This is a genomic window from Jatrophihabitans cynanchi (assembly GCF_027247405.1).
In the GTDB taxonomy this organism is placed as follows: Bacteria; Actinomycetota; Actinomycetes; order Mycobacteriales; family Jatrophihabitantaceae; genus Jatrophihabitans_B; species Jatrophihabitans_B cynanchi.
In genome coordinates, this window is record NZ_CP097463.1 from 2,663,056 (window position 1) to 2,683,649 (window position 20,594).

Here is a 20,594-nt window from a genome sequence, read left to right on the forward strand (position 1 = left end):
TCCGCTCGGGACACCTCGGCCGCGATCCTGACCCGACGAACCGCACTCGTCCGGGAGGGACCGCACATGATCACCGAACACATCCGCAGGCCGCGGCGGGCCGTCGCCGCGGCCACGCTCGCCATCGGCGCGCTGGCGCTGGCGGCGTGCAGCAGCAGCGCGAACGGCGGGACGCACGCCGCGCACACCTCGGCCGGTCAGACGTCGGCCCCGGCACCGGCCGGTTCGGCGCCGAGCTCGCCCGCGCCGGCGACCTCCGACTCGTCCCCAGCGGCGAGCGACAATGCCCTGTCGGTGACGGCCACCGACTCGGCTGCGGCGATGAGCTTCGACATCAGCGGAACGCCGCACGCCGGCCTGGTCACGATCACGCTGCAGAACACCGGCAAGTACGCGCACGAGATGGGGTTGGCGCGCACCAAGCCCGGCGTCACCCTGGCGCAGGTGAAGGCCGCGCTGATGAAGGGCGATGAGGCGAAGGCCAAGGCACTGCAGGTGGATCCGGACCACGAGATCTCGGCCCCCGCGATCGTCGGGCCGGGCCTCACCGAGCAGGTCACCGTGCCGCTCCTGGCGGGCCACTACATCGTCACGTGTTTCCTGCCCGGGCCGGACGGCATGCCGCACGTGGCCATGGGCATGATCGACGAGTTCACCGTCACCGACGGCGCCGGTGCCGACCAGCCGCCGGCGAGCGACGGCACGATCACCTTGACGGACAAGGCGATCACGCTTCCCGACGGCTTCACCGGAAGCGGCACGTTCACCGTCACCAACACCGGCACGGCGGCCCACGACTTCAGCGTCGCGAGCCTGAAGTCGGCAGGCTCGCTCGGCGCGTACTTCCAGTGCGTCGCCGGCAGCTTCGGCAAGGGCACCCCGATCGACGCCTGCCCCGGCACCCTGGCAGGTGGCGTCACCGCGCTCGCTCCGGGCGCCAGCGCCTACGTCACGATCCAGCTGGCGCCGGGCCATTACGGCTACGTATCCACCCAGGGGGACGGCAAGGACTTCCAGGCCGGCCTGAACGGCGAGTTCGAGGTCGCCTGAGCCGGTTTGTCCCGGGTGGGCCGCGCGGAGGGGACGCGGCCCGCCCGGGCCATCGCTCGACCATTGCTGACAACCGCACCCAGGAGTGCTTGCATGATCGCCATGACGACCGTGGTGGAGGGGGTCGCGGCGGCAGCGCGCGTGCCGGGCCGCGGTGCGCCCGGCCACCGGCACGCCACGAACACGGCGCGAGCGGTGGCCGTGTTCGTGCCACTGCTGCTCGTCGCCTACGTCGTGCTCCATGTGCACACGGGCTACAGCGACCTGACCAGCTGGTGGCTCGGCGACGTCGCACTGTCGGCGACGCTGCTGGTGCCGGGCGTCCTGATCGTCGGGAAGCGTCCGGACAACGCGATCGGCTGGCTGCTGCTGCTCGCCTCGGTCTCGACCGCCGTCGCCGGTGCCGGGCGCGAGTACCTCGCGTTCGGCTTCGTCGGCGGGACGGCGCCGGGTTACCTGTGGATCGGCTGGTTCACCGACTCGATCTACATGCTGTCGATGGGCACCCTGCCGCTGGTCCTGATGCTCTTCCCCGACGGGCACGCGATGTCGCGTCGCGCGCGGACCCTGTTGCTGCTCCCGCTCGTCAGCATGGCGCTCGGTGTGTTCGGCGCGCTGTTCTTCGCCGACCGCGACGGGGTCGACGTGCAGGGACGCCGGCTCTACAACCCCGCGCGGCACTGGCTGCCGGCCTGGGTTTCCGACGCAGCGATGAACCTGAGCACGCTGCTCTTCTTCGCCAGCGTGGTCGTCTCGATCTGCCTGCTCGTGGTGCGGTACCGCCGATCCGGCACCGAGGCCAGGCTGCAGATGAAGTGGGTCGTCTGGGCCGGCGCCATCGGGGTTGTCGAACTGGCCACCGAACTGATCCCGAACAATCAGCTCTCGCAGGTCACCGGGCCGATCGCCTCGGCGCTGCTCACCGCATCGGTGTGCATCGCGATCCTTCGGCACCGGTTGTTCGACATCGACCTCGTCATCAACCGCACCCTGGTGTTCCTCGCGCTCACCGCGGGCGTCGTCGGCGGCTACGTCGGGGTCGTCGCGCTGCTGAGCGCAGCTCTCGGCCAGCCGGTGCGGATCGGTACCGGCGTGATCGCGACCGCGCTGCTGGCGATCGCGTTCGCTCCGGCGCGCAACCGCGTGCAGCGCGGCGTCGACCGGCTGATGTACGGCGAGCGCAGGAACCCGTACGGCGTGATGACGCAACTCGGCCTGCGGCTGGAGCGCAGCGATCAGCACGGCGAGCTCGCCGTCGTCGTGGACACCGTGACCCAGGCACTGAAGCTGCCGTACGCCGCCATCCTGGACGCGCACGGGCTGCTGCTCGCCGAGTCGGGACTCGCCCGCGGGGCGCCGTACGTCGAGCCGCTCAGCTACCAGGGTGTGGCCGTCGGTCAGCTCGCGGTCGGAACCCGTGGCAGCCGGGTGGGGTTCAGCCGGGACGAGCGGCGCCTGATCGCCGACCTGGCCAGGCAGATCGGTGCCGCGATGCACGCTGTCGGGCTGTCCCGCGACCTGCAGGCCTCGCGCGAGCGGCTGGTCAACGCCAAGGAGGAGGAGCGGCGACGGCTGCGGCGCGACCTGCACGATGGGCTCGGGCCCAAGCTCGCCGCGCTCGCCCTGAAGCTGGACGCGGCCCGCAGCCTGGTCGACGGCCGTCCCGAGCAGAGCAAGCAGGTGCTGGCCCAGGTGAAGGCCGACATCCGCGGCACCATCGAGGACATCAGGCAGCTGGTGTACGGGCTGCGGCCGCCTGCGCTGGACGAGCTCGGCCTCGTCGGCGCGCTGCGCGAGTGCGTCGAGCGGTTCGGCTCCGGCTCCGGCTCCGAACCGGCGATGACCGTGCACGCGCCCGCAGCGTTGCCCCCGCTGCCCGCCGCCGCCGAGGTCGCCGTCTACTGGATCGTGAACGAGGCCGTCACCAACGTGGTGCGGCACGCGTCCGCGCGGCACTGCGAGGTCCGGCTCGAGCTCGCCGAGGGAGCGGTGCTCGTGTCGGTTGCCGATGACGGCATCGGCTTGCCCGCGAACTGGCGGGCCGGGGTAGGCACGTCGTCGATGGCCGAGCGTGCGGCTGAGCTCGGCGGCACCCTGACCATGCGGCGGGCGCCGCGTGGGACGGGCACCCGCATCGACGTGACCCTGCCGGTCCGCACGGCGGCGATTCGCGATGAGTGAGGAACCGATCCGGGTGCTGCTCGTCGACGATCACCCGATGTTCCGCGACGGTCTGAAGGTCGCGCTGGGCGCCATGGACGGCGTCGAGGTGATCGCCGAGGCAGCGAGCGGGATCGACGCGGTGGCGCTCGCGACCGAGCACCAGCCCGACGTCGTGCTGATGGACGTCAACATGCCGGGGCTGAACGGCATCGACGCGACCCGCCGGATCGTCGCGGAGAGCCCGCACATCGGCGTGCTCGTGCTGACGATGTTCGACGAGGACGAGAGCGTGTTCCAGGCGATGCGGGCCGGCGCGCGCGGCTACCTGCTCAAGGGGTCCGACCAGGAGGACATCGCACGTGCCGTGCACGCGGTCGCGCGTGGCGACGCGATCTTCGGGCCGGCCCTGGCGCAGCGGCTCATCGGCTACTTCGCCGCGGAGCGCGGGGCCGTCGTGCCGTTCTCCGGGCTGACCGACCGCGAGCGGGAGGTGCTCGAGCTGATCGCGCGCGGCCGGAACAACAGCGAGATCGCGCGCGAGCTGTTCATCAGCGCCAAGACGGTGCGCAATCACGTGTCCAACGTCTTCGCCAAGTTGCAGGTCACCGACCGGGCGCAGGCCATCGTGCGCGCACGTGAGGCCGGTCTCGGCGAGTAGCGGGTCGACCGTCATGCGATTGAGGGGCTCTGGCCCCTCAATCGCATGACAGATCGGGACCTCAGGCCGGTACCGGCGGCAGCGCCGCGATCGCTGCCGCGATGTCCTCGTCGGCCAGCGAGTGGTCGGTGATCGAGCCGGACAGGTACGCGTCGTAGGCGGCCAGGTCCAGGTGGCCGTGTCCGCAGAGTGCCGTCAGGATCACCTTCGCCTCGCCGGATTCCTTGCAGCGCAACGCTTCCTCCACCGCCGCGGCGATCGCGTGGGTGGGCTCGGGCGCGGGCACGATCCCCTCGGTCCGGGCGAACTGCACCCCGGCCGCGAAGCACTCGCGCTGCGGCTTCGCGGTGGCCTCGATCATCTTCGACTCGACCAGGTGGCTGATCAGCGGGCTCATCCCGTGATAGCGCAGGCCCCCCGCATGGATCGGGTCGGGGATGAAGTCATGACCGAGCGTGTGCATCTTCATCAGCGGCGTCATGCCGGCGGTGTCACCGAAGTCGTACGCGTACACGCCGCGGGTGAGTGACGGGCAGGCGGCCGGCTCGACCGCGCGGATCACCGGCACCATCCGCCCGGCCAGCTTCTCGCGCAGGAACGGGAAGGCCAGCCCGCCGAAGTTGGAGCCGCCGCCCGTGCAGCCGACGATCACGTCCGGTGTCTCACCGACCTTCGCGAGCTGCAGCAGCGCTTCCTCGCCGATCACGGTCTGGTGCAGCAGCACGTGGTTCAGCACCGAGCCGAGCGCGTAGTTCGTGTCGGCGTGCTGCGCGGCGACCTCGACGGCCTCGCTGATCGCGATACCCAACGAGCCGGTGGAATCGGGGTGCTCGGCGAGAATCTTGCGGCCCGCTTCGGTGAGGTTGGACGGCGACGGGTGGATGACGCCGCCGAACGTCTCGATCATGATCTTGCGGTACGGCTTCTGGTCGTAGGACGCGCGTACCTGCCAGATCTCGCAGTCCAGGCCGAACTGCGCGCACGCGAACGCCAGCGCCGTGCCCCACTGCCCGGCGCCGGTCTCGGTGGTCAGCCGGCGGATGCCCGCCTTCTTGTTGTAGTACGCCTGCGGCACCGCGGTGTTCGGCTTGTGCGAACCGGCCGGCGAGACGCCCTCGTACTTGTAATAGATCCGCGCCGGGGTGTCGAGCGCACGCTCCAGCCGGTGCGCGCGGAACAGCGGCGAGGGCCGCCACAGCCGGTAGACGTCCAGCACCGCGCCCGGGATGTCCAGGTACCGCTCGGTGCTCACTTCCTGGCCGATCAGTTCCATCGGGAACAGCGGCGCCAGGTCGTCCGGCCCGATCGGCTGCAACGTGCCGGGATGCAGCACGGGCGGTGGTGGCGTCGGCAGGTCGGCGAGCAGGTTGTACCACTGGGTGGGCTGCTCGGACTCGTCCAGCAGGATCTTGGTCTTCTCGGCTGCCATGGCGCCACTATCTCGCTCCCGACGGTCCGTGACCAGGGGTTGCTAGCCTCGTGACCGGTTGTTCCCGTCACCCGCAGGAGGCCCCGGCATGCCCGCGATCGTTCTGGTCGGCGCCCAGTGGGGCGACGAAGGCAAGGGCAAGGCGACCGACCTGCTCGGCAGCCGCGTCGAGGCCGTGGTCAAGTTCAACGGCGGCAACAACGCCGGTCACACGATCGTGGTCAAGGGCGAGAAGTACGCGCTGCACCTGCTGCCGTCCGGGATCCTGACGCCGGGCTGCGCGCCGGTGATCGGCAACGGGGTGGTGATCGACCTCGGCGTGCTGTTCGAGGAACTCGACGGCCTGCAGGCGCGCGGCGTGGACACGTCCGCGCTGGTGGTCAGCGGGTCCGCGCACGTCATCCCGTCGTACAACCGCACGCTGGACAAGGTGACCGAGCGGTTCCTCGGCAGCGCGCGCATCGGCACGACAGGCCGCGGCATCGGGCCCACCTACGCGGACAAGATGGCGCGCATCGGCATCCGCGTGCAGGACCTGTTCGACGAGGACGTGCTACGCGCCAAGGTGAGCGGCGCGCTCAACCTGAAGAACCAGGTCCTGGTCAAGATCTACAACCGCAAGGCCGTCGACGTCGAGGCCGTGGTGAGTGAACTGCGCGGGTACGCCGAGCGATTGCGCCCGATGGTCGCGGACACCGCGCTGCTGCTGGACCGGATGCTGAGCGAGGGCAAGACCGTCGTGCTGGAGGCCGGCCAGGCGACCCTGCTGGACGTCGACCACGGCACCTACCCGTTCGTGACCTCGTCCAACGCCACCGCCGGCGGTGCCTGCACGGGCAGCGGCATCCCGCCGACCCGGATCAGCCGGGTGATCGCGGTCGTCAAGGCGTACACCACCCGCGTCGGTGAGGGACCGTTCCCGACCGAGTTGCTGGACGAGGCGGGCGAGCGGCTGCGCCAGGCCGGCGCCGAGTTCGGCACCACCACCGGCCGGCCGCGCCGCTGCGGCTGGTTCGACGCCCCGGTCGCCCGGTACGCGGCGCGCATCAACGGGGTCACCGACTTCGTGCTCACCAAGCTGGACGTGCTCACCGGGCTGGACGAGGTGCCGGTGTGCGTCGCCTATGAGATCGACGGGGTGCGCTGCGAGGAGCTGCCGACGAACCAGGCCGAGTTCGCGCGCGCCGTCCCGGTCTACGAGAGCCTGCCGGGCTGGACCGAGGACATCTCGGCGGCGCGCACGCTGGACGACCTGCCGCGCAACGCCCGTGACTACGTGGCCGCGCTGGAGAAGATGATCAACGCGCCGATCTCCGCGATCGGGGTGGGCCCGGGCCGGGACGAGACGATCGCGGTGCGCGACCTGGTCTGACCCGATCGTGCAACGTTCCGCGCCCTCGCGCCACAGTGGGTTGCACAATCGGCTCATGCGTGCTGTCGCCGTGGTCGCGGTACTGCTGCTCGCGGGCTGCACGTCAAGCGGCGGTGATCCCCGGGGGAGCGCGCCGGTCACCGCGCCGTCCGCCGGTCCGGTCACGACGACGAGGACGCCGCCGCCGACCTCATCTGCGGGCAGCGCGACGGGCAGCGCGACGGGCAGCGCGACGGGCGGGCCGACGGGAACCGCGACGCTGCCAGCGGACTGGCCCATGTACCACGGCGACCCGGCCCGCACCGGCGTGGCGGCGTCGATGCCCACCGCGTCCGGGCCCCTGCACCGGATCGCCACCCTCGAACTGGACGGCCAGGTCTACGCCTCGCCGATCGTGGTCGGTGGCACCACGATCGTGGCGACCGAGAACAACACCGTCTACGCGTTCGACGGGCACTACAGGCAGGTGTGGAAGCGGCACCTGGGCTCGCCGTCGCCGGCGTCCGAGCGGCCGTGCGGCAACATCGATCCGCTCGGCATAACGGGCACGCCGGTGTACGACGCGGGAACCGGGCGCATCTTCGTGGCGCCTGAGTTCTCCGGCAGCCCGCCGCGGCACGAACTCCTCGCGCTCGATGCCCGGACCGGCTCGATCACCTGGCGCCGTAGCCTCGACCTCCCCGGCGTGGATGCCAGCGCGATGCAGGAGCGCGGCGCCCTGGCGCTGACCGGCGGACGGGTCTGGGTGCCGTTCGGCGGGCTGGCCGGCGATTGTGGCGCGTACAAGGGTCGCGTGATCGGCTACCGCGTCGACGGCACCGGCGCGCCCGTTGCGTACACCGTGCCGACCGCGCGCGAAGCGGGCATCTGGACGCCGCCCGGGCCCGTCGTCGACGCGGCCGGGAACCTCTACGTCTCGGTCGGCAACGGCGAGTCCGGTGTGGGCGATCGCTACGACCACAGCGACTCGGTGCTCAAGCTCTCGCCGGACGCGCGGCTGATCGACTCGTTCTCGCCACGCTCGTGGGCGACTAACAACGAGGGCGACCTCGACCTCGGCTCGCAGGCGCCGGCCCTGGTCGGGCCGTGGGTGTTCATCGCCGGCAAGTCCGGCACCGCCTATGTGCTGCGCCGCGATCACCTCGGCGGGATCGGCGGCGAGGTGAGCAGCGCCGGCGTGTGCCGCTCCTTCGGCGGGACAGCGGTGGTCGGCGACGTCGTGTACGTGCCGTGCCTCGACGGCGTCCGGGCGGTGCGCGTCGACGGATCAGGGCGCATCCACGTGCTGTGGCACGCCGACGGCGCGATCTCGGGTTCGCCGGTCGTCGGCGGAGCAAGGGTTTGGGCGCTCGACCCGAACGGCGGCGTGCTGCACGCACTGGACCCGGCCACCGGACGCTCGCGCGCCGCCGTCCGGGTCGGCGCGACGAGCCGGTTCGCCACCCCCGCCATCAGTGGCAGTCACCTGATCGTGCCCACCCTGACCGGCATCACCGTCGTGTCCGCCGGTCAGTAGGCTCGGCGCTCGTGCGCGTCCTCGTCGTCGGCTCCGGTGCACGGGAGCACGCCCTGTGCCTGGCCCTCGCCGCCGACCCGGCGGTCACCGCGCTGGTGTGCGCGCCGGGCAACGCAGGTACCGCGGCCGTGGCCGAGCAGCGCGGCGTCGACCCGCTCGACGGCGCCGCAGTCGCGCGCCTTGCCGCCGACGTCGCCGCCGACCTGGTGGTGATCGGGCCGGAGGCGCCGCTCGTCGCCGGGGTGGCCGACGCGGTGCGGGCGGCCGGCATCGCCTGCTTCGGCCCGTCCGGCCAGGCCGCGCAACTGGAGGGCAGCAAGGCGTTCGCCAAGGCCGTGATGGCCGCCGCCGGCGTCCCCACCGCCGCCGCCCGGGTCTGCGCCGGCGAAGCGGACGCAACCGCCGCGCTCGAGGAGTTCGGCCCGCCCTACGTGGTCAAGGACGACGGGCTGGCTGCCGGCAAGGGTGTCGTCGTCACCGCCGATCGCGAGGCGGCGCTGGCGCATGCCCGCGCCTGCCGTGGCACCGTGGTGATCGAGGAGTTCCTGGACGGCCCGGAGGTCTCACTGTTCTGCCTGACCGACGGGACGAGCGTCGTCCCGTTGCTGCCCGCGCAGGACTTCAAGCGCATCGGCGACGGCGACACCGGGCCGAACACCGGCGGGATGGGCGCGTACGCACCGCTCGACTGGCTGCCTGCGGGGTTCACCGACAGCATCGTCGACACGGTCGCGACGCCCACCGTCGCCGAACTGCGCCGGCGCGGCACCCCGTTCACCGGGCTGCTCTACATCGGCCTGGCGATCACCGGGCGCGGCCCGCGCGTGGTCGAGTTCAACGCCCGGTTCGGCGATCCGGAGACGCAGGTCGTGCTCGCCCTGCTGGAGACGCCGCTCGCCGGGCTGCTGCACGCCACCGCCACCGGCACGCTGGCCGCGCACCCGCCGCTGCAGTGGAAGGACGGCGCCGCGGTGACCGTCGTCGTCGCCGCAGCCAACTACCCCGGCACCCCGCGTACCGGTGACGTGATCACCGGCGCCGATCAGCCCGGGGTGATCCACGCCGGCACCCGACGCCGGGACGACGGGGCGGTGCTGTCCGCCGGCGGCCGCGTGCTGTCCGCGACCGCGACGGGCGCGACCCTGGCCGAGGCGCGCGCGGCCGCGTACGCGCTCGTCGCGCGCATTGACCTGCCGGGCGGGCAGTACCGCACCGACATCGCCGCCCGCGCCGCCGGCTCGTAGCCGCCGGGACGCTTGCCAACGCGTCCGGCTGCGCTGAAGCTGAACGCATGCGCACGCGGGCGGGCGACGCCGAGCCGGGCGTCCGGTTCGTGCTGGTCAGCGAGGGTCCGGAGCCGGACGAGGACCTGATCGACCGGCCGGACGATCGCCTGCTGCGCACCCCGGCGCGGCGCCGCGCGGCAGTCGCGCTCGCGGTGCTGCTCGTCGGTGGCGGCCTGGTGGTGCGCGCGGCCACGTCGCACGAGCAGGTGCCGAAGGCGCAGCCGGCCGAGACGGTGCGCGTGCCGACCCGGCTGCCGCAACCGGACGTCGGCGGGCTGGAAACCCGATTCCCGATGGAGCCCGCCGCCGAGCCGGTCAACCCGCTCTGCCCGACCACCCCGGTCGACTGCCTGGTGAACAGCGAACTGCCCGCCGCGTTCCTGACCGCGGTGCGCGATCACCTGCAGGTGGCGCTTCCGCTCGTGCAGAACGAGGTCGTCATCGGCGCCGGCCAGCTCTGGTACCGGCAGTTGCGAGCGGCGGGTGCCGGCAAGACCACCATCGAGGTCCAGGTGTCGACCGCGTCCGGAGCGCTGACCTCGCTCGCCACCGTCGAGCACGGGCCGGCCGGCCAGATCGCCACGGTCGTGTACCCGACCGCCACCTCCGGGCTGCAGGTGACGGTGCGGATGACCGGGCCGGCGAGCTGGGCACCGCAGCTCACCACGATGGAGGCGCTCGCCGCCGACCCGCGCCTGGTCGAGCGGCCGGGCAGCGGCTGATCCGCTCGCCGATCGCACCGCGAAGGCGCACCCTGGACGCGTGGATCCCGACGAGCACGAGGAGTTGCTGGAACAGCGGCCGCGTCTCGTGCTGCTGCGCACCCGCGGCCGGCGGTGGACCGCGGCCGCGCTCGCCGCGCTCGCGGCAGGTGCCCTGCTCGTCGCGCACCTGACCGGCGAGGACGTGGCGCCACGGCCGGACGCGGCGTCGCTGTCGCCGCGCCCCGCGCCCACCATCGAGCACTCCCGCGCCGCCCAGTTCACCTACGACCCCACGGTGTGCTCGAACGCGCCGCTGTGCAACGTCAGCAGTGCGCTGCCCGCCGCGCTGCTGACCGCGATCCGCCAGCACGTGCCCGGCGCGCGGCCGGTGCGCTCGCACACGGTGGGCACGTTCTTGCAGGCGCCGTCGCGCAACGGGCTGTGGTACCGGCAGCTGGACCTCACCGCCGGGACCGTGCGGATCCAGATCATCGTGCAGCGCTCGGCGCCGCGTCCGGAGTCCGCGCCCACCGACACCCAGGTGCGCGGCGCCGAGAGCTCGATCGGCTTCACCCGGATCCTCACCGGCATCTTCGCCGTCTCGGTCGAGTTCATCGGGCCGGCCGGGTACGCGCCGCCGATGCCCGCCATCCGCGCCCTCGCCGCCGACCCCCGGCTGCTCGTCACCAGCTGAGACAATGGCCGGGTGAAGCCCGTCATCTCGAACGTCCTCGCCGGCCGGTACGCCTCGTCCGGCATGGCCACGATCTGGTCGCCGGCGCACAAGGTCGTGCTCGAGCGGCAGCTCTGGCTGGCGGTGCTGCGCGCGCAGGCCGAGCTCGGGGTCGCCGTGCCGGCCGGCGCGATCGAGGCGTACCAGGCGGTGGTCGATCGGGGGACGGCCGCGGTCGACCTCGACTCGATCGCAGCGCGCGAGCGGGTGACCCGGCATGACGTCAAGGCGCGGATCGAGGAGTTCAACGAACTGGCCGGGGCCGGCGAACAGATCCACAAGGGCATGACGAGCCGCGACCTCACCGAGAACGTCGAGCAGCTGCAGGTGCGCTCGTCGCTCGCGGTGGTCCGCACCAAGACGCTCGCCGTGCTGTCGCGCCTGGCCCGCCGCGCCGCCGAGTACGACACGCTGGTGCTGGCCGGCCGCTCGCACAACGTCGCCGCCCAGGCCACCACGCTGGGTAAGCGGTTCGCGTCGGCGGCCGACGAGTTGCTGATCGCGCTCGCCCGGCTGGACGAGCTGAGCGCGCGGTATCCGCTGCGTGGCGTCAAGGGCCCGGTCGGCACCGCGCAGGACATGCTGGACCTGCTCGCCGGAGACCCCGCGAAGCTCGCCCGGCTCGAGGCCGCGGTGGCCGAGCATCTGGGCTTCACGCGCACGCTGACCAGCGTCGGGCAGGTCTACCCGCGCTCGCTCGACTTCGACGTGCTGAGCGGGCTCGTCCAGCTTGCGGCCGCCCCGTCCTCGCTGGCCAAGACGATCCGGCTGATGGCGGGCAACGAGTTGGTGACCGAAGGCTTCGCGCCGGGCCAGGTCGGCTCGTCGGCGATGCCGCACAAGATGAACACCCGCAGCGCTGAGCGGATCAACGGCTTCATGGTGATCCTGCGCGGCTACGCGTCGATGGCCGGCGAACTGGCCGGTGACCAGTGGAACGAGGGCGACGTCTCGTGCTCGGTCGTGCGGCGGGTGGCGCTGCCGGACGCATTCTTCGCACTCGACGGCCTGCTGGAGACGACGCTGACCGTGCTGGACGAGTTCGGCGCGTTCCCGGCGGTGATCGAGCGCGAGCTGGACCGCTACCTGCCGTTCCTCGCGACGACCAAGGTCTTGATGGCCGCGGTGCGGCGCGGGGTAGGGCGCGAACACGCGCACGAGGCGATCAAGGAGAACGCGGTGGCCGTCGCCCTCGAGCTGCGCGAGAAGGGCACCGACCGTAACGAGCTGTTCGATCGGCTGGCCGCCGACTCCCGGCTCGGGCTGTCGGCGGCCGAGCTGCGCGGCCTGCTGGCCGAGCCGCTCTCATTCACCGGCGCGGCGCGCGAGCAGGTCGCGGCGGTGGTGGCGAGCGTCGAGGCGGCCGTGGCGAGCGAGCCGGGTGCCGCGCTGTACACGCCCGAGCCGATCCTGTAGTTATCGCGCCGTGCTGGTACGGCGGCGCGCTGCGGCGCACCATCGAGTGATGTTCGAGCCGCCGCGCGACGCCGGTGACGACGTCCTGGAGGTCGGGCCGCGGCGCCATTGGCCGCGCTGGGTGCCCGCGGTCGCCGCGTTCGCGGTGGCCGGGGCCGTCATGGCGCTGCTCGTCGGACGCGACGGCGGGCAGCACCGCGCGGCGCCGCGGCCCACGGATTCGGCCCGCGGGCAGCCGGTGACCCGGTCGATCGGCGGCGCCGCGAACGAGGCGCTCGCGGTGTCCGGGCACTACCTGTACCGGTTCTTCAGCGGCGCCCTGTACCGCTCGGACATCACCGATCCGCTGGACCCGGTGCCGGCCGGCGTCACGTCTGTCGGCGGGTTCGACCTGACCCTGCAGGGCGTCGAGTTCGGCCTGGTGCTGGACCCGGCACACCGCCAGCTCTTCGTGATCAGCCTGAACGCGGCGCCGGCCACCATCGTGCGCATCGACCTGGACACCATGGCCGAGGCCGGGCGGCTGGTCTGGCCCACCGCCGTCGCCGCCGCCGCCGTCCTCGACGGGCACCTGTTCCTCGCCGCCACCAACTCGGTCGTCGACATCCCGCCCGGTGGCACCGATTCGCGCCCGATCCCGGCGCTGCTGGGCCAGTACTCCGACCTGAGCGCCGACCTGGCACGGCACCGGCTGGTGCTCTTCGGTCGCGAGGGCAAGGCGATGCGAGTGGTGACCTACCGGCCGGCCGACGGGCGGTCCACTCGCGCCGCGGCCCCGTTCGCCAAGGGCTGGCTGGCCGTGGCCGGCGACGCGATCTGGGCGGGGGGCTATGCCAACTCCGGCGCCGTCCTCGCCCGGCTGGACCCGAGCACGCTCAAGCCGGTCGCGTTCAGCGCGCTCACCCCGCAGCTCGGCCCGGGGGCGATCCCGGTCGCCAGTGGCGGGCGGGACGTCTGGGTGCGCAGCGGATCGGGCGGTGACGGGCTGTGGTGCGTGGACGGGCGCACCGGCGACTCGCTGCAGTACTGGCAGTACGAGGGCGCGGTCGCGTCCGAGGTCGGCGCGGCGTACGTCGCGACGAGCAGCGGTCCGCTGCCGTTACGGCTGGGGTCCTGCGCCGGCTGATCCGCCCAGCACCGCCTGCGTTTGCGTCACCTGCGCGACGAGCCTGCCGTCGGCGTCGCGCAGCTCGGTGAGCACGGCGATCGTGCTGCGGCCGACGTGCATCGGCCGGGCCGTGGCAGTGACCGTGCCGGCGCGGACGCCGCGCAGGAACACCGTGTTCGAGCTCGTCGTCGACGTGCTCGCGCCCGACGGCAGGTTGAGGAACGCGCACACCGCGCCGATGCTGTCGGCGAAGGCCATCAGCGCGCCGCCGTGCAGCGCGCCGCCCGCCGTCGTCCGCTCCGGCGCCCAGTCCAGGGTGCCGATCACCTCGCCCGTGCCGGCCGAGCTGACCTGCACGCCGATCGCCTGCGCGAACGGCATCATCGCCACGTAGTCGGGCATCGCTCACCCTCCGGTCGGCCGGCGCCCGGCAATCCGGTCCGGGCGGCCGATGTTCCAGTAACCCTTCACGAAGATCGCCTCGTGGGCCAGGCCGCGTGCCTCCAGCAGCGCCCGCAGCGCCACCATGGAGCGGGTCTCGCCCAGCAGGTAGCCGTGCCCCGGCCCGTCCGGCAGGGTCAACGACTCGACCACCGGCAGCAGCTGGTCCGGCGTGCCCGGCGCCGCCGCACCGCGGTGCACCCAGTGGCTGTCCGCCGTGACCGGCAGTTCGTCGGCCGCGTCCTGCACCTCGAGCACCGCGAGCGCCGGCTCGGCTGCGGGCAGTGCCTCGCAGATGGCCGCGATGGCCGGCAGCGCCGACTCGTCGCCCACCAGCAGGTGCCAGGCGGCCGGGCGCAGCTCGAGCTTGCCACGCGGGCCCTGGAAGCTGACCGGATCGCCCGGCGCCGCGGTCCGGCCCCACTGCGAGCCCGGCCAGTCGCCGTGCAGCAACACGTCCAGGTCGAGCTCACCGGCCTCGGGGCGGGCCGCGCGGATCGTGTAGCGGCGCTTGACCCGCCGGCCGGACGCGTCCACCAGGTGCAGCTCGACATCCTGGGCCGGGCGCAGCTCCACGCCGAGCATCGCCTCGGACCGCACGGTGACCCGGCGCATCCGCGGCGTGAGGTCGCGACCCGCGAGCACCTGCCCGTGGTGGATCGGCGAGCGGCGGATCGGCGTGGTCACGAAAGGCGACCCTACCCACGCCGCGACCACCCGCCGCACGCCGTCGCGATGCCACCGAATAGCGTCGACGTCGGTACACGAGGAGTTCGAGCCCTTCGAGGAGTGCGATGTCCATCAAGTTGACCAAGGTTGCGTACACGACGTCCGCCGAGGCCCACGGCGGCCGCGCCGGGCACGTCAAGAGCGCCGACGGGATCATCGATCTCGACCTGGCCCAGCCCGGCACGTCCAGCGAGCCGAAGGCGAACCCGGAGACCCTGTTCGCGGCCGGCTACTCGGCCTGCTTCCAGGGCGCGCTGGCGAACCGGGCCAAGACGCAGGGCATCGACACCGCCGACTCCACCGTCACCGCCGAGGTCTCCTTCGGCCCGTCCGAGGACGGCGGCTTCGGCCTGGCGGTCGAGCTCAAGGTGAACATCCCGGGCGTCGACGCCGCCAAGGCCCGGGAGCTCGTCGAGCTGGCGCACGAGTTCTGCCCGTACTCGAAGGCGACCCGCGGCAACATCGACGTCACGCTGACGGTGGTCTGACCGCGGCGCAGCCATGAGCACCGCTTGCGCCACACCGTGGCGGCGTTCATCGACGGCAGGTCGGGCCGCACACACGTGGCGGAGCATGATGGGCGCGTGGCAATCAGCGTCTTCGACCTGTTCTCGATCGGCATCGGGCCGTCGTCGTCGCACACGGTCGGCCCGATGCGCGCCGCCCGGCGGTTCGCGGTAGGGCTCGCCGACGACGGCCTGCTGGCCGACACCGCGCGCGTACGGGTCGAGCTGTTCGGCTCATTGGGCGCGACCGGCTTCGGCCACGGCAGCGACCGCGCGGTGATCCTGGGCCTGACCGGCCAGATGCCGGAGACTGTCGACACGGCCACGGTCGCGGAGCAGGTGGCGGCGGTGCGCTCGTGCGGCCGGGTCGAGCTGCTCGGCAAGCACGCGGTGGCCCTGGCGGCCGATGACCTGGTGCTGCACCGCCGGCAGAGCCTGCCGTTCCACCCGAACGGGATGCGCTACTTCGCCTACGACGCCGGGGGTGCGCTGCTACGCGAGCGCACCTACTACTCCGTCGGCGGCGGCTTCGTCGTGGACGAGGACGCGGCCGGCGCGGACCGGATCAAGGCCGACGACACCGCGTTGCGGCACCCGTTCAGCACCGGCGCCGAGCTGCTCGAGCGGTGTCGCGAGACGGGGCTGCCGATCAGCGGCGTGATGCTGGCGAACGAGACATCGTGGCGACCGGAAGCCCATGTCCGGGCCGGCCTGCTCGACATCTGGACGGTGATGCAGCAGTGCGTCGCCAACGGCTGGACGAACGAGGGGACGCTGCCCGGCGGGCTGCACGTGCCACGGCGCGCCCCCGAGCTGTACCGCAGCCTGTGCGCCGAGCCGTACGCGACCGACCCGCTGCGCGTGATGGACTGGGTGAACCTGTTCGCGCTGGCGGTGAACGAGGAGAACGCGGCCGGGGGCCGGGTGGTGACCGCGCCGACGAACGGGGCGGCCGGCGTGCTGCCTGCGGTGTTGCACTACTACGTGCGGTTCGTGCCCGGGGCCTCGGACGACGGGGTGGTCCGGTTTCTGCTCACCGCGGGCGCGATCGGCGTGCTGTACAAGGAGAACGCGTCGATCTCCGGCGCCGAGGTCGGCTGTCAAGGCGAGGTCGGCTCGGCCTGCTCGATGGCCGCCGGCGCGCTGTGCGAGGTGCTCGGCGGCACGCCGGAGCAGGCGGAGAACGCTGCCGAGATCGGGATGGAGCACAACCTGGGGCTGACCTGCGATCCCGTCGGCGGGCTGGTGCAGGTGCCGTGCATCGAGCGCAACGCGATGGGCGCGGTGAAGGCGATCAACGCCGCCCGGATCGCGCTGCGCGGCACCGGCGAGCACATCGTCTCGCTGGACAAGGTGATCAAGACGATGCGCGAGACCGGCGCCGACATGAAGGTCAAGTACAAGGAGACGGCGCGCGGGGGGCTAGCCGTGAACGTCATCGAGTGCTGAGGGGGACCCATGGGCCGTCGTCGTGGACCCGCAGGCGTGTTCCAGAAGGTGACCGGCAGGCTGCGGATCAGGCGGCTGCTGCGGCAGAGGGTGCCCGCAGGCGCGCCCGTGCCGGGGGCCCGGCCACGTCGTCGAGACGGTGGCCCGGACGAGCCGGGCGGCGGTGCGGCGGGCGTCCGCGAGCCGCGTCGTCCGCTGCCGACGTCCGGTGCCGGCGCGGCTGCGGTACCACCGGAGTAGCCCGCCTTCCCCCACGCTGTAGCGACAACGCGCCCGCTCCCCCCACCGCGTTACCCGATCCGGGGCGCGATTCTGGTAACTGCAGGGGGGAAGCGGGCGCGGGCTGGATCAGGCTGCGACGGCCTCGAGCGGCGGCTCGGCCGGCAGTTCGTCCTTCTTCAGGTTGATCAGCACCAGCGAGGCGATCAGCGCGACGACCCCGAAGATCGCGCCCATCAGGAAGCCCTCGCCGGACGCGTGTGCCAGCAGGTGGTGCCCGAAGTCCTTGTACGGGCCGCCGAAGAAGTCGCCGGCGGGGCCACGCTGCGCCGGCGGCAGGCCGGCGACGAACTTCTTGATGTCTGCCTGCTGCAGGCCACCGCTACCCGCCTCCGCGATGCGATGCGCAACCGGCCCGCGCAGGGCCGCGGGCAGCGTCCCGATGGCGTCCTGCAGCGTGCCCTTGTGCGAGCTGCCGTAGTTGCGCGCCGCGGTGCCGAACACTGTGGTCATGATCGACAGGCCGAGCGCGCCGCCGACCTGCTGCCCGACGTTGAGCAGCGCCGAGGCCAGGCCCGCGTCGGTGTTGTTGACCTTGGAGACCGCGGTGGACGTCAGCGGCACGAACAGGCAGCCCATCGCGACGGCCAGCACCAGCATGCCGGGCAGCAGTTTGCCGGCGTAGCTGGAGTCGGCGTCCACGGTGGACAGCCACAGCAGCGAGATGGTGAGCAGGCCGGTGCCGGTGACCATCATCGGCTTCGGACCGGTGCGCAGCAGCAGCTTGGCCACGATCTGCGAGCTGATGCCGATGGTGAAGGCCACGGGCAGGAAGGCCACGCCGGTCTTCAGCGGCCCGTAGTCGCGCACCAGCTGGACGAAGAAGGTGATGAAGTAGAACATGCCGAACATCGCCGCGCCGACGACCAGCATCACCAGGTACGTGCCGGCGCGGTTGCGCTCCTCGAAGATGCGCATCGGCATCATCGGCTCGGCAGCCCCGAACGCCTCGTACAGGACGAAGCCGACGAGCAGCGCTGCCGCCAGCATGAACACGACGACGCTCTCGGTCTCGCCCCAGCCGCTGTGCGCGACGTGGATGAAGCCGTAGACCAGCGAGGTCATGCCGGCGATCGAGAGCAGGCCACCGATGATGTCGAACCGGCCGGACAGCCGTTCGGACTGGTGCAGGTAGGTGAAGGCACCGAGCATCAGCACGATGCCGATCGGGACGTTGACGAACAGCACCCAGCGCCAGCTGAAGTAGTTGGTGAGCACGCCGCCGAGCAGCAGCCCGAGGGCCGCACCGGCACCGGACACCGCGGCGTACACGCCGATGGCGCGGGTGCGCGCCTTGCCCTCCTCGAACTCGGTGGTGATCAGCGAGAGCGCGGTGGGCGAGGAGATCGCGCCGCCGAGGCCCTGGATCACGCGGCCGAACAGCAGCATCGCGAAGTTGGGGGCGATTCCGGCGAGGAAGCTGCCGAGGGTGAACATGCCCAGGCCGACGATGAACATCCGTCGCCTGCCGAGGATGTCGCCGGCCCGTCCGCCCAGCAGCAGCAGGCCGCCGAAGGCGAGCGTGTAGGCGTTCAGCGCCCAGGTCATGTCGGTCTGGCTCTTGTCGAAGTACTCGCCCATCGACGGGAGCGCGATGTTCACGATCGTGCCGTCGAGCACGACCATCATCTGCGCGCCGGCGATGATCAGCAGTACCAGCGCGGGATGCGCGTGGCGGCGTGCTCCGCGGGTGCCTTTGGTTAGACGCCCGGCGGTTGCTGTCTCGGTCACCGAGGTTTCCTACTTCCTTGATTGAAGACGGTTGCGTTCACTATCGGGTAAGGTTAGAGGAGGACAACTAAGAAACGCAAGCGTTCTTTAGAGTACGTCCTGCTGTCGAACATATTTAGGTGAAGGGTCTGACAACGGACATGACGGCGACACCGGCGGTGGTGCAGCGCAGGCGCGGCGCGGCGCTCGAGGACGCGATCCGGGCGGCCGCCTATGCCGAGCTCAGCGAGGTCGGCTATCTCGCCTTCTCCGTCGAGGCGGTGGCCGAGCGGGCCCGCACCGGCAAGGCGAGCATCTACCGGCGCTGGCCCACCAAGCAGGAGCTGGTGCTGGACTCGCTGTGCTCCGCGCTGCCCACCCCGAGCATGTGCGGCCTGGAGCTTGAGCTCACCGACGACGTCAGCACCGTCGACGCACTGCGTCAGGTGGCCAGGGCGATCGCGGGCATCATGAGCAGCCCGGCCGGAGATGCGATGCGCGCGGTGAAGTGCGAGGCGTTCAGCGACCCCGAGCTGGCCCGCACCGTGGACGAGCGGTTCCAGGCGCCACGGCGTGCTGCCCTGATCGCCTTGCTGCAGCGCGGTGTGGAGCGCGGCGAGGTCCGCCCGGAAGCGGCCACCGAGCTGGTGGCCGACGTGCTGCCCGCGATGCTCGCGCACCGGGTGATCCTGATGCGCGAGCAGGTCACCGAGCAGGACATCATGTCGATCATCGACGAGGTCGTGATCCCGCTGGTCTCGGTGCGCTGAGCGCCCACCGCCGCGCTGTGGAACGGGTCCCGGCGACCTTGTAGGCTGTGCGCCCGGTGGCCGTTGCAGTTCTGCTCGGCCGCAGGAGGCTTCGCCTAGTCTGGTCTATGGCGCCGCACTGCTAATGCGGTTTGGGTTAACCGCCCATCCCGGGTTCGAATCCCGGAGCCTCCGCGGGGATCGTCCCGTGGTCCGCGCGGTGGCGCGTACCCGGTAGACTGTCCCGTCGGTGCCGATAGTCGGTGACCACCAGCGCCCGTAGCTCAACGGATAGAGCACTTGACTACGGATCAAGAGGTTGCAGGTTCGAGTCCTGCCGGGCGCGCACAAGCATCCAGCTGGCTCGGCATCGTGCGGACCACCGATGATCAAAGTCGGGTTGTGGCTGCGGAACGACCACAACCCGACTTTGATCAAGGGCATGCCGAAGACCGGCGCCACACGATAGGAACAATTCGTTCGGCCGGCTCACGTTTCGGGCGCGGCGCTCGTCTACCTGGTGACACGGTCCACGCCGATCACCAGGAGTCAGCATGCCCATCGCCCTTGTCACCGGAGCCAACCGTGGCCTCGGGTTCGCCACCGCTCGCGCGCTCGCCCGGCACGGCATGTGCGTTCTGCTGGGTGGTCGCGACCCGATCCGGACCGAGGCCGCCGCGGCCGAACTGCGCACCGAGGGTCTGCAGGTCGGCGCGCTCCCGCTGGACGTCACGGACCCGGACAGCGTCGCGGCGGCGGCCGCCCACGCCACGGATCGCCACGGCCGGCTGGACGTGCTCGTCAACAACGCCGGTGTGCTGCCGGAGGCGACCGACACCCGCGACCACGCCTTCGCCGACGCGGCCATGTTCCGGCGCACGTACGAGACGAACGTGTTCGGCACCGTGGCCGTCACCGATGCGTTCCTGCCGTTGCTGCACCGCAGCGTGATGGGGCGCATCGTGAACGTGTCCTCGACGATGGGATCGCTGCAGGACCAGTGCGATCCGAAATCGCCGTATTACGGCATGATCCTGCCGGCGTACCAGAGCTCGAAGGCGGCCCTGAACGCCGTGACCGTCGCGCTCGCCAAGAAGCTCGCGGGTACGCCGATCACGGTCACGTCCGTGTGCCCGGGCTGGGTGCAGACCGATCTGGCGCCGGGGAACCGGGAGCGGGCCCCGCTGACGCCCGACGAGGCCGCGCGCATCGTCGTCACCGCCGCCACGCTGGCAGCGGACGCGCCCAGCGGAACGTTCATCGACAGCGCCGGCGTCGTGGCCTGGTAGGTCCCGG

Annotated in this window: 18 protein-coding genes and 2 tRNA genes; 16 read left to right on the top strand and 4 right to left on the bottom strand. The window is 71.9% G+C overall.

The window, feature by feature from the left end:
- Positions 1–66: 66 nt before the first annotated feature.
- From M6B22_RS12975 to M6B22_RS12985, 3 genes are all read left to right on the top strand, one after another.
- Complete coding sequence (locus M6B22_RS12975; protein WP_269441976.1) at positions 67–1,050, top strand: cupredoxin domain-containing protein; 984 nt, start codon at positions 67–69, stop codon at positions 1,048–1,050.
- A gap of 93 nt (positions 1,051–1,143) precedes the next feature.
- Positions 1,144–3,231: a sensor histidine kinase gene (locus M6B22_RS12980; RefSeq protein WP_269441977.1), complete on the top strand. Its 2,088-nt coding sequence runs from the start codon at positions 1,144–1,146 to the stop codon at positions 3,229–3,231.
- Positions 3,224–3,871: a response regulator gene (locus M6B22_RS12985; protein ID WP_269441978.1), complete on the top strand. Its 648-nt coding sequence runs from the start codon at positions 3,224–3,226 to the stop codon at positions 3,869–3,871. Before M6B22_RS12980 ends, M6B22_RS12985 begins: the two co-directional genes overlap by 8 nt.
- Before the next feature lie 61 nt (positions 3,872–3,932).
- On the opposite strand, the gene M6B22_RS12990 is transcribed toward M6B22_RS12985, so the two are convergent.
- Positions 3,933–5,300, bottom strand: coding sequence for a TrpB-like pyridoxal phosphate-dependent enzyme (locus tag M6B22_RS12990; protein WP_269441979.1), 1,368 nt, complete (start codon positions 5,298–5,300; stop codon positions 3,933–3,935).
- 88 nt (positions 5,301–5,388) lie between these two features.
- On the opposite strand from M6B22_RS12990, the gene M6B22_RS12995 reads away from it, so the two are divergent.
- From M6B22_RS12995 to M6B22_RS13025, 7 genes are all read left to right on the top strand, one after another.
- Positions 5,389–6,672, top strand: a complete 1,284-nt coding sequence (locus M6B22_RS12995; RefSeq protein WP_269441980.1) for an adenylosuccinate synthase — start codon at positions 5,389–5,391, stop codon at positions 6,670–6,672.
- A 55-nt stretch (positions 6,673–6,727) separates the two neighbouring features.
- Positions 6,728–8,188, top strand: coding sequence for an outer membrane protein assembly factor BamB family protein (locus tag M6B22_RS13000; protein WP_269441981.1), 1,461 nt, complete (start codon positions 6,728–6,730; stop codon positions 8,186–8,188).
- A gap of 11 nt (positions 8,189–8,199) precedes the next feature.
- Positions 8,200–9,432, top strand: coding sequence for a phosphoribosylamine--glycine ligase (gene purD, locus M6B22_RS13005; protein WP_269441982.1), 1,233 nt, complete (start codon positions 8,200–8,202; stop codon positions 9,430–9,432).
- Between the two features lie 47 nt (positions 9,433–9,479).
- Positions 9,480–10,196, top strand: a complete 717-nt coding sequence (locus M6B22_RS13010; protein WP_269441983.1) for a hypothetical protein — start codon at positions 9,480–9,482, stop codon at positions 10,194–10,196.
- A gap of 40 nt (positions 10,197–10,236) precedes the next feature.
- Entirely contained in the window at positions 10,237–10,872 is a 636-nt protein-coding gene (locus M6B22_RS13015; protein WP_269441984.1) for a hypothetical protein, read from the top strand.
- A 63-nt stretch (positions 10,873–10,935) separates the two neighbouring features.
- The gene (gene purB / locus M6B22_RS13020; RefSeq protein WP_331459813.1) at positions 10,936–12,327 is read left to right on the top strand and encodes an adenylosuccinate lyase; all 1,392 of its coding nucleotides are present in this window, start codon (positions 10,936–10,938) and stop codon (positions 12,325–12,327) included.
- 49 nt (positions 12,328–12,376) lie between these two features.
- Positions 12,377–13,453: a hypothetical protein gene (locus M6B22_RS13025; RefSeq protein ID WP_269441986.1), complete on the top strand. Its 1,077-nt coding sequence runs from the start codon at positions 12,377–12,379 to the stop codon at positions 13,451–13,453.
- Here the strand turns inward: M6B22_RS13025 and M6B22_RS13030 are convergent.
- Both M6B22_RS13030 and M6B22_RS13035 read right to left on the bottom strand, forming a co-directional pair.
- Complete coding sequence (locus tag M6B22_RS13030; RefSeq protein WP_269441987.1) at positions 13,427–13,837, bottom strand: PaaI family thioesterase; 411 nt, start codon at positions 13,835–13,837, stop codon at positions 13,427–13,429. The genes M6B22_RS13025 and M6B22_RS13030 overlap by 27 nt on opposite strands.
- 3 nt (positions 13,838–13,840) lie before the next feature.
- Positions 13,841–14,563, bottom strand: a complete 723-nt coding sequence (locus M6B22_RS13035; protein ID WP_269441988.1) for a siderophore-interacting protein — start codon at positions 14,561–14,563, stop codon at positions 13,841–13,843.
- Between the two features lie 107 nt (positions 14,564–14,670).
- Between M6B22_RS13035 and M6B22_RS13040 the strand changes: the two genes are divergently transcribed.
- Both M6B22_RS13040 and M6B22_RS13045 read left to right on the top strand, forming a co-directional pair.
- A complete protein-coding gene (locus M6B22_RS13040; protein WP_269441989.1) occupies positions 14,671–15,093 on the top strand; it encodes an organic hydroperoxide resistance protein in 423 nt (140 codons plus the stop codon).
- A gap of 96 nt (positions 15,094–15,189) precedes the next feature.
- Entirely contained in the window at positions 15,190–16,560 is a 1,371-nt protein-coding gene (locus M6B22_RS13045) for an L-serine ammonia-lyase (protein ID WP_269441990.1), read from the top strand.
- Positions 16,561–16,908: 348 nt separating this feature from the next.
- Here M6B22_RS13045 and M6B22_RS13050 read toward each other — a convergent pair whose 3' ends face one another.
- A complete protein-coding gene (locus tag M6B22_RS13050) occupies positions 16,909–18,570 on the bottom strand; it encodes an MFS transporter (RefSeq protein ID WP_269441991.1) in 1,662 nt (553 codons plus the stop codon).
- Between the two features lie 119 nt (positions 18,571–18,689).
- Between M6B22_RS13050 and M6B22_RS13055 the strand changes: the two genes are divergently transcribed.
- The 4 genes from M6B22_RS13055 to M6B22_RS13070 all read left to right on the top strand — a co-directional run bounded on the left by M6B22_RS13055 (position 18,690) and on the right by M6B22_RS13070 (position 20,587).
- Positions 18,690–19,319: a TetR/AcrR family transcriptional regulator gene (locus tag M6B22_RS13055; RefSeq protein ID WP_269441992.1), complete on the top strand. Its 630-nt coding sequence runs from the start codon at positions 18,690–18,692 to the stop codon at positions 19,317–19,319.
- A gap of 84 nt (positions 19,320–19,403) precedes the next feature.
- A tRNA-Ser gene (locus M6B22_RS13060) sits at positions 19,404–19,493 on the top strand.
- A 78-nt stretch (positions 19,494–19,571) separates the two neighbouring features.
- Positions 19,572–19,644, top strand: a tRNA-Arg gene (locus tag M6B22_RS13065).
- Between the two features lie 208 nt (positions 19,645–19,852).
- A complete protein-coding gene (locus M6B22_RS13070) occupies positions 19,853–20,587 on the top strand; it encodes an SDR family oxidoreductase (RefSeq protein ID WP_269441993.1) in 735 nt (244 codons plus the stop codon).
- The last annotated feature ends 7 nt before the right edge of the window (positions 20,588–20,594 follow it).

What these genes read in the sequence shown, in the direction of transcription:
- M6B22_RS13070 (WP_269441993.1), top strand. Translation starts at nt 19,853, where the DNA reads ATGCCCATCGCCCTTGTCACCGGAGCCAACCGTGGCCTCGGGTTCGCC.
- M6B22_RS13030 (WP_269441987.1), bottom strand. Translation starts at nt 13,837, where the DNA reads ATGCCCGACTACGTGGCGATGATGCCGTTCGCGCAGGCGATCGGCGTG.
- M6B22_RS12975 (WP_269441976.1), top strand. Translation starts at nt 67, where the DNA reads ATGATCACCGAACACATCCGCAGGCCGCGGCGGGCCGTCGCCGCGGCC.
- M6B22_RS12980 (WP_269441977.1), top strand. Translation starts at nt 1,144, where the DNA reads ATGATCGCCATGACGACCGTGGTGGAGGGGGTCGCGGCGGCAGCGCGC.
- M6B22_RS13010 (WP_269441983.1), top strand. Translation starts at nt 9,480, where the DNA reads ATGCGCACGCGGGCGGGCGACGCCGAGCCGGGCGTCCGGTTCGTGCTG.
- M6B22_RS12990 (WP_269441979.1), bottom strand. Translation starts at nt 5,300, where the DNA reads ATGGCAGCCGAGAAGACCAAGATCCTGCTGGACGAGTCCGAGCAGCCC.
- M6B22_RS12985 (WP_269441978.1), top strand. Translation starts at nt 3,224, where the DNA reads ATGAGTGAGGAACCGATCCGGGTGCTGCTCGTCGACGATCACCCGATG.
- M6B22_RS12995 (WP_269441980.1), top strand. Translation starts at nt 5,389, where the DNA reads ATGCCCGCGATCGTTCTGGTCGGCGCCCAGTGGGGCGACGAAGGCAAG.
- purB (WP_331459813.1), top strand. Translation starts at nt 10,936, where the DNA reads ATGGCCACGATCTGGTCGCCGGCGCACAAGGTCGTGCTCGAGCGGCAG.
- M6B22_RS13000 (WP_269441981.1), top strand. Translation starts at nt 6,728, where the DNA reads ATGCGTGCTGTCGCCGTGGTCGCGGTACTGCTGCTCGCGGGCTGCACG.
- M6B22_RS13025 (WP_269441986.1), top strand. Translation starts at nt 12,377, where the DNA reads ATGTTCGAGCCGCCGCGCGACGCCGGTGACGACGTCCTGGAGGTCGGG.
- M6B22_RS13040 (WP_269441989.1), top strand. Translation starts at nt 14,671, where the DNA reads ATGTCCATCAAGTTGACCAAGGTTGCGTACACGACGTCCGCCGAGGCC.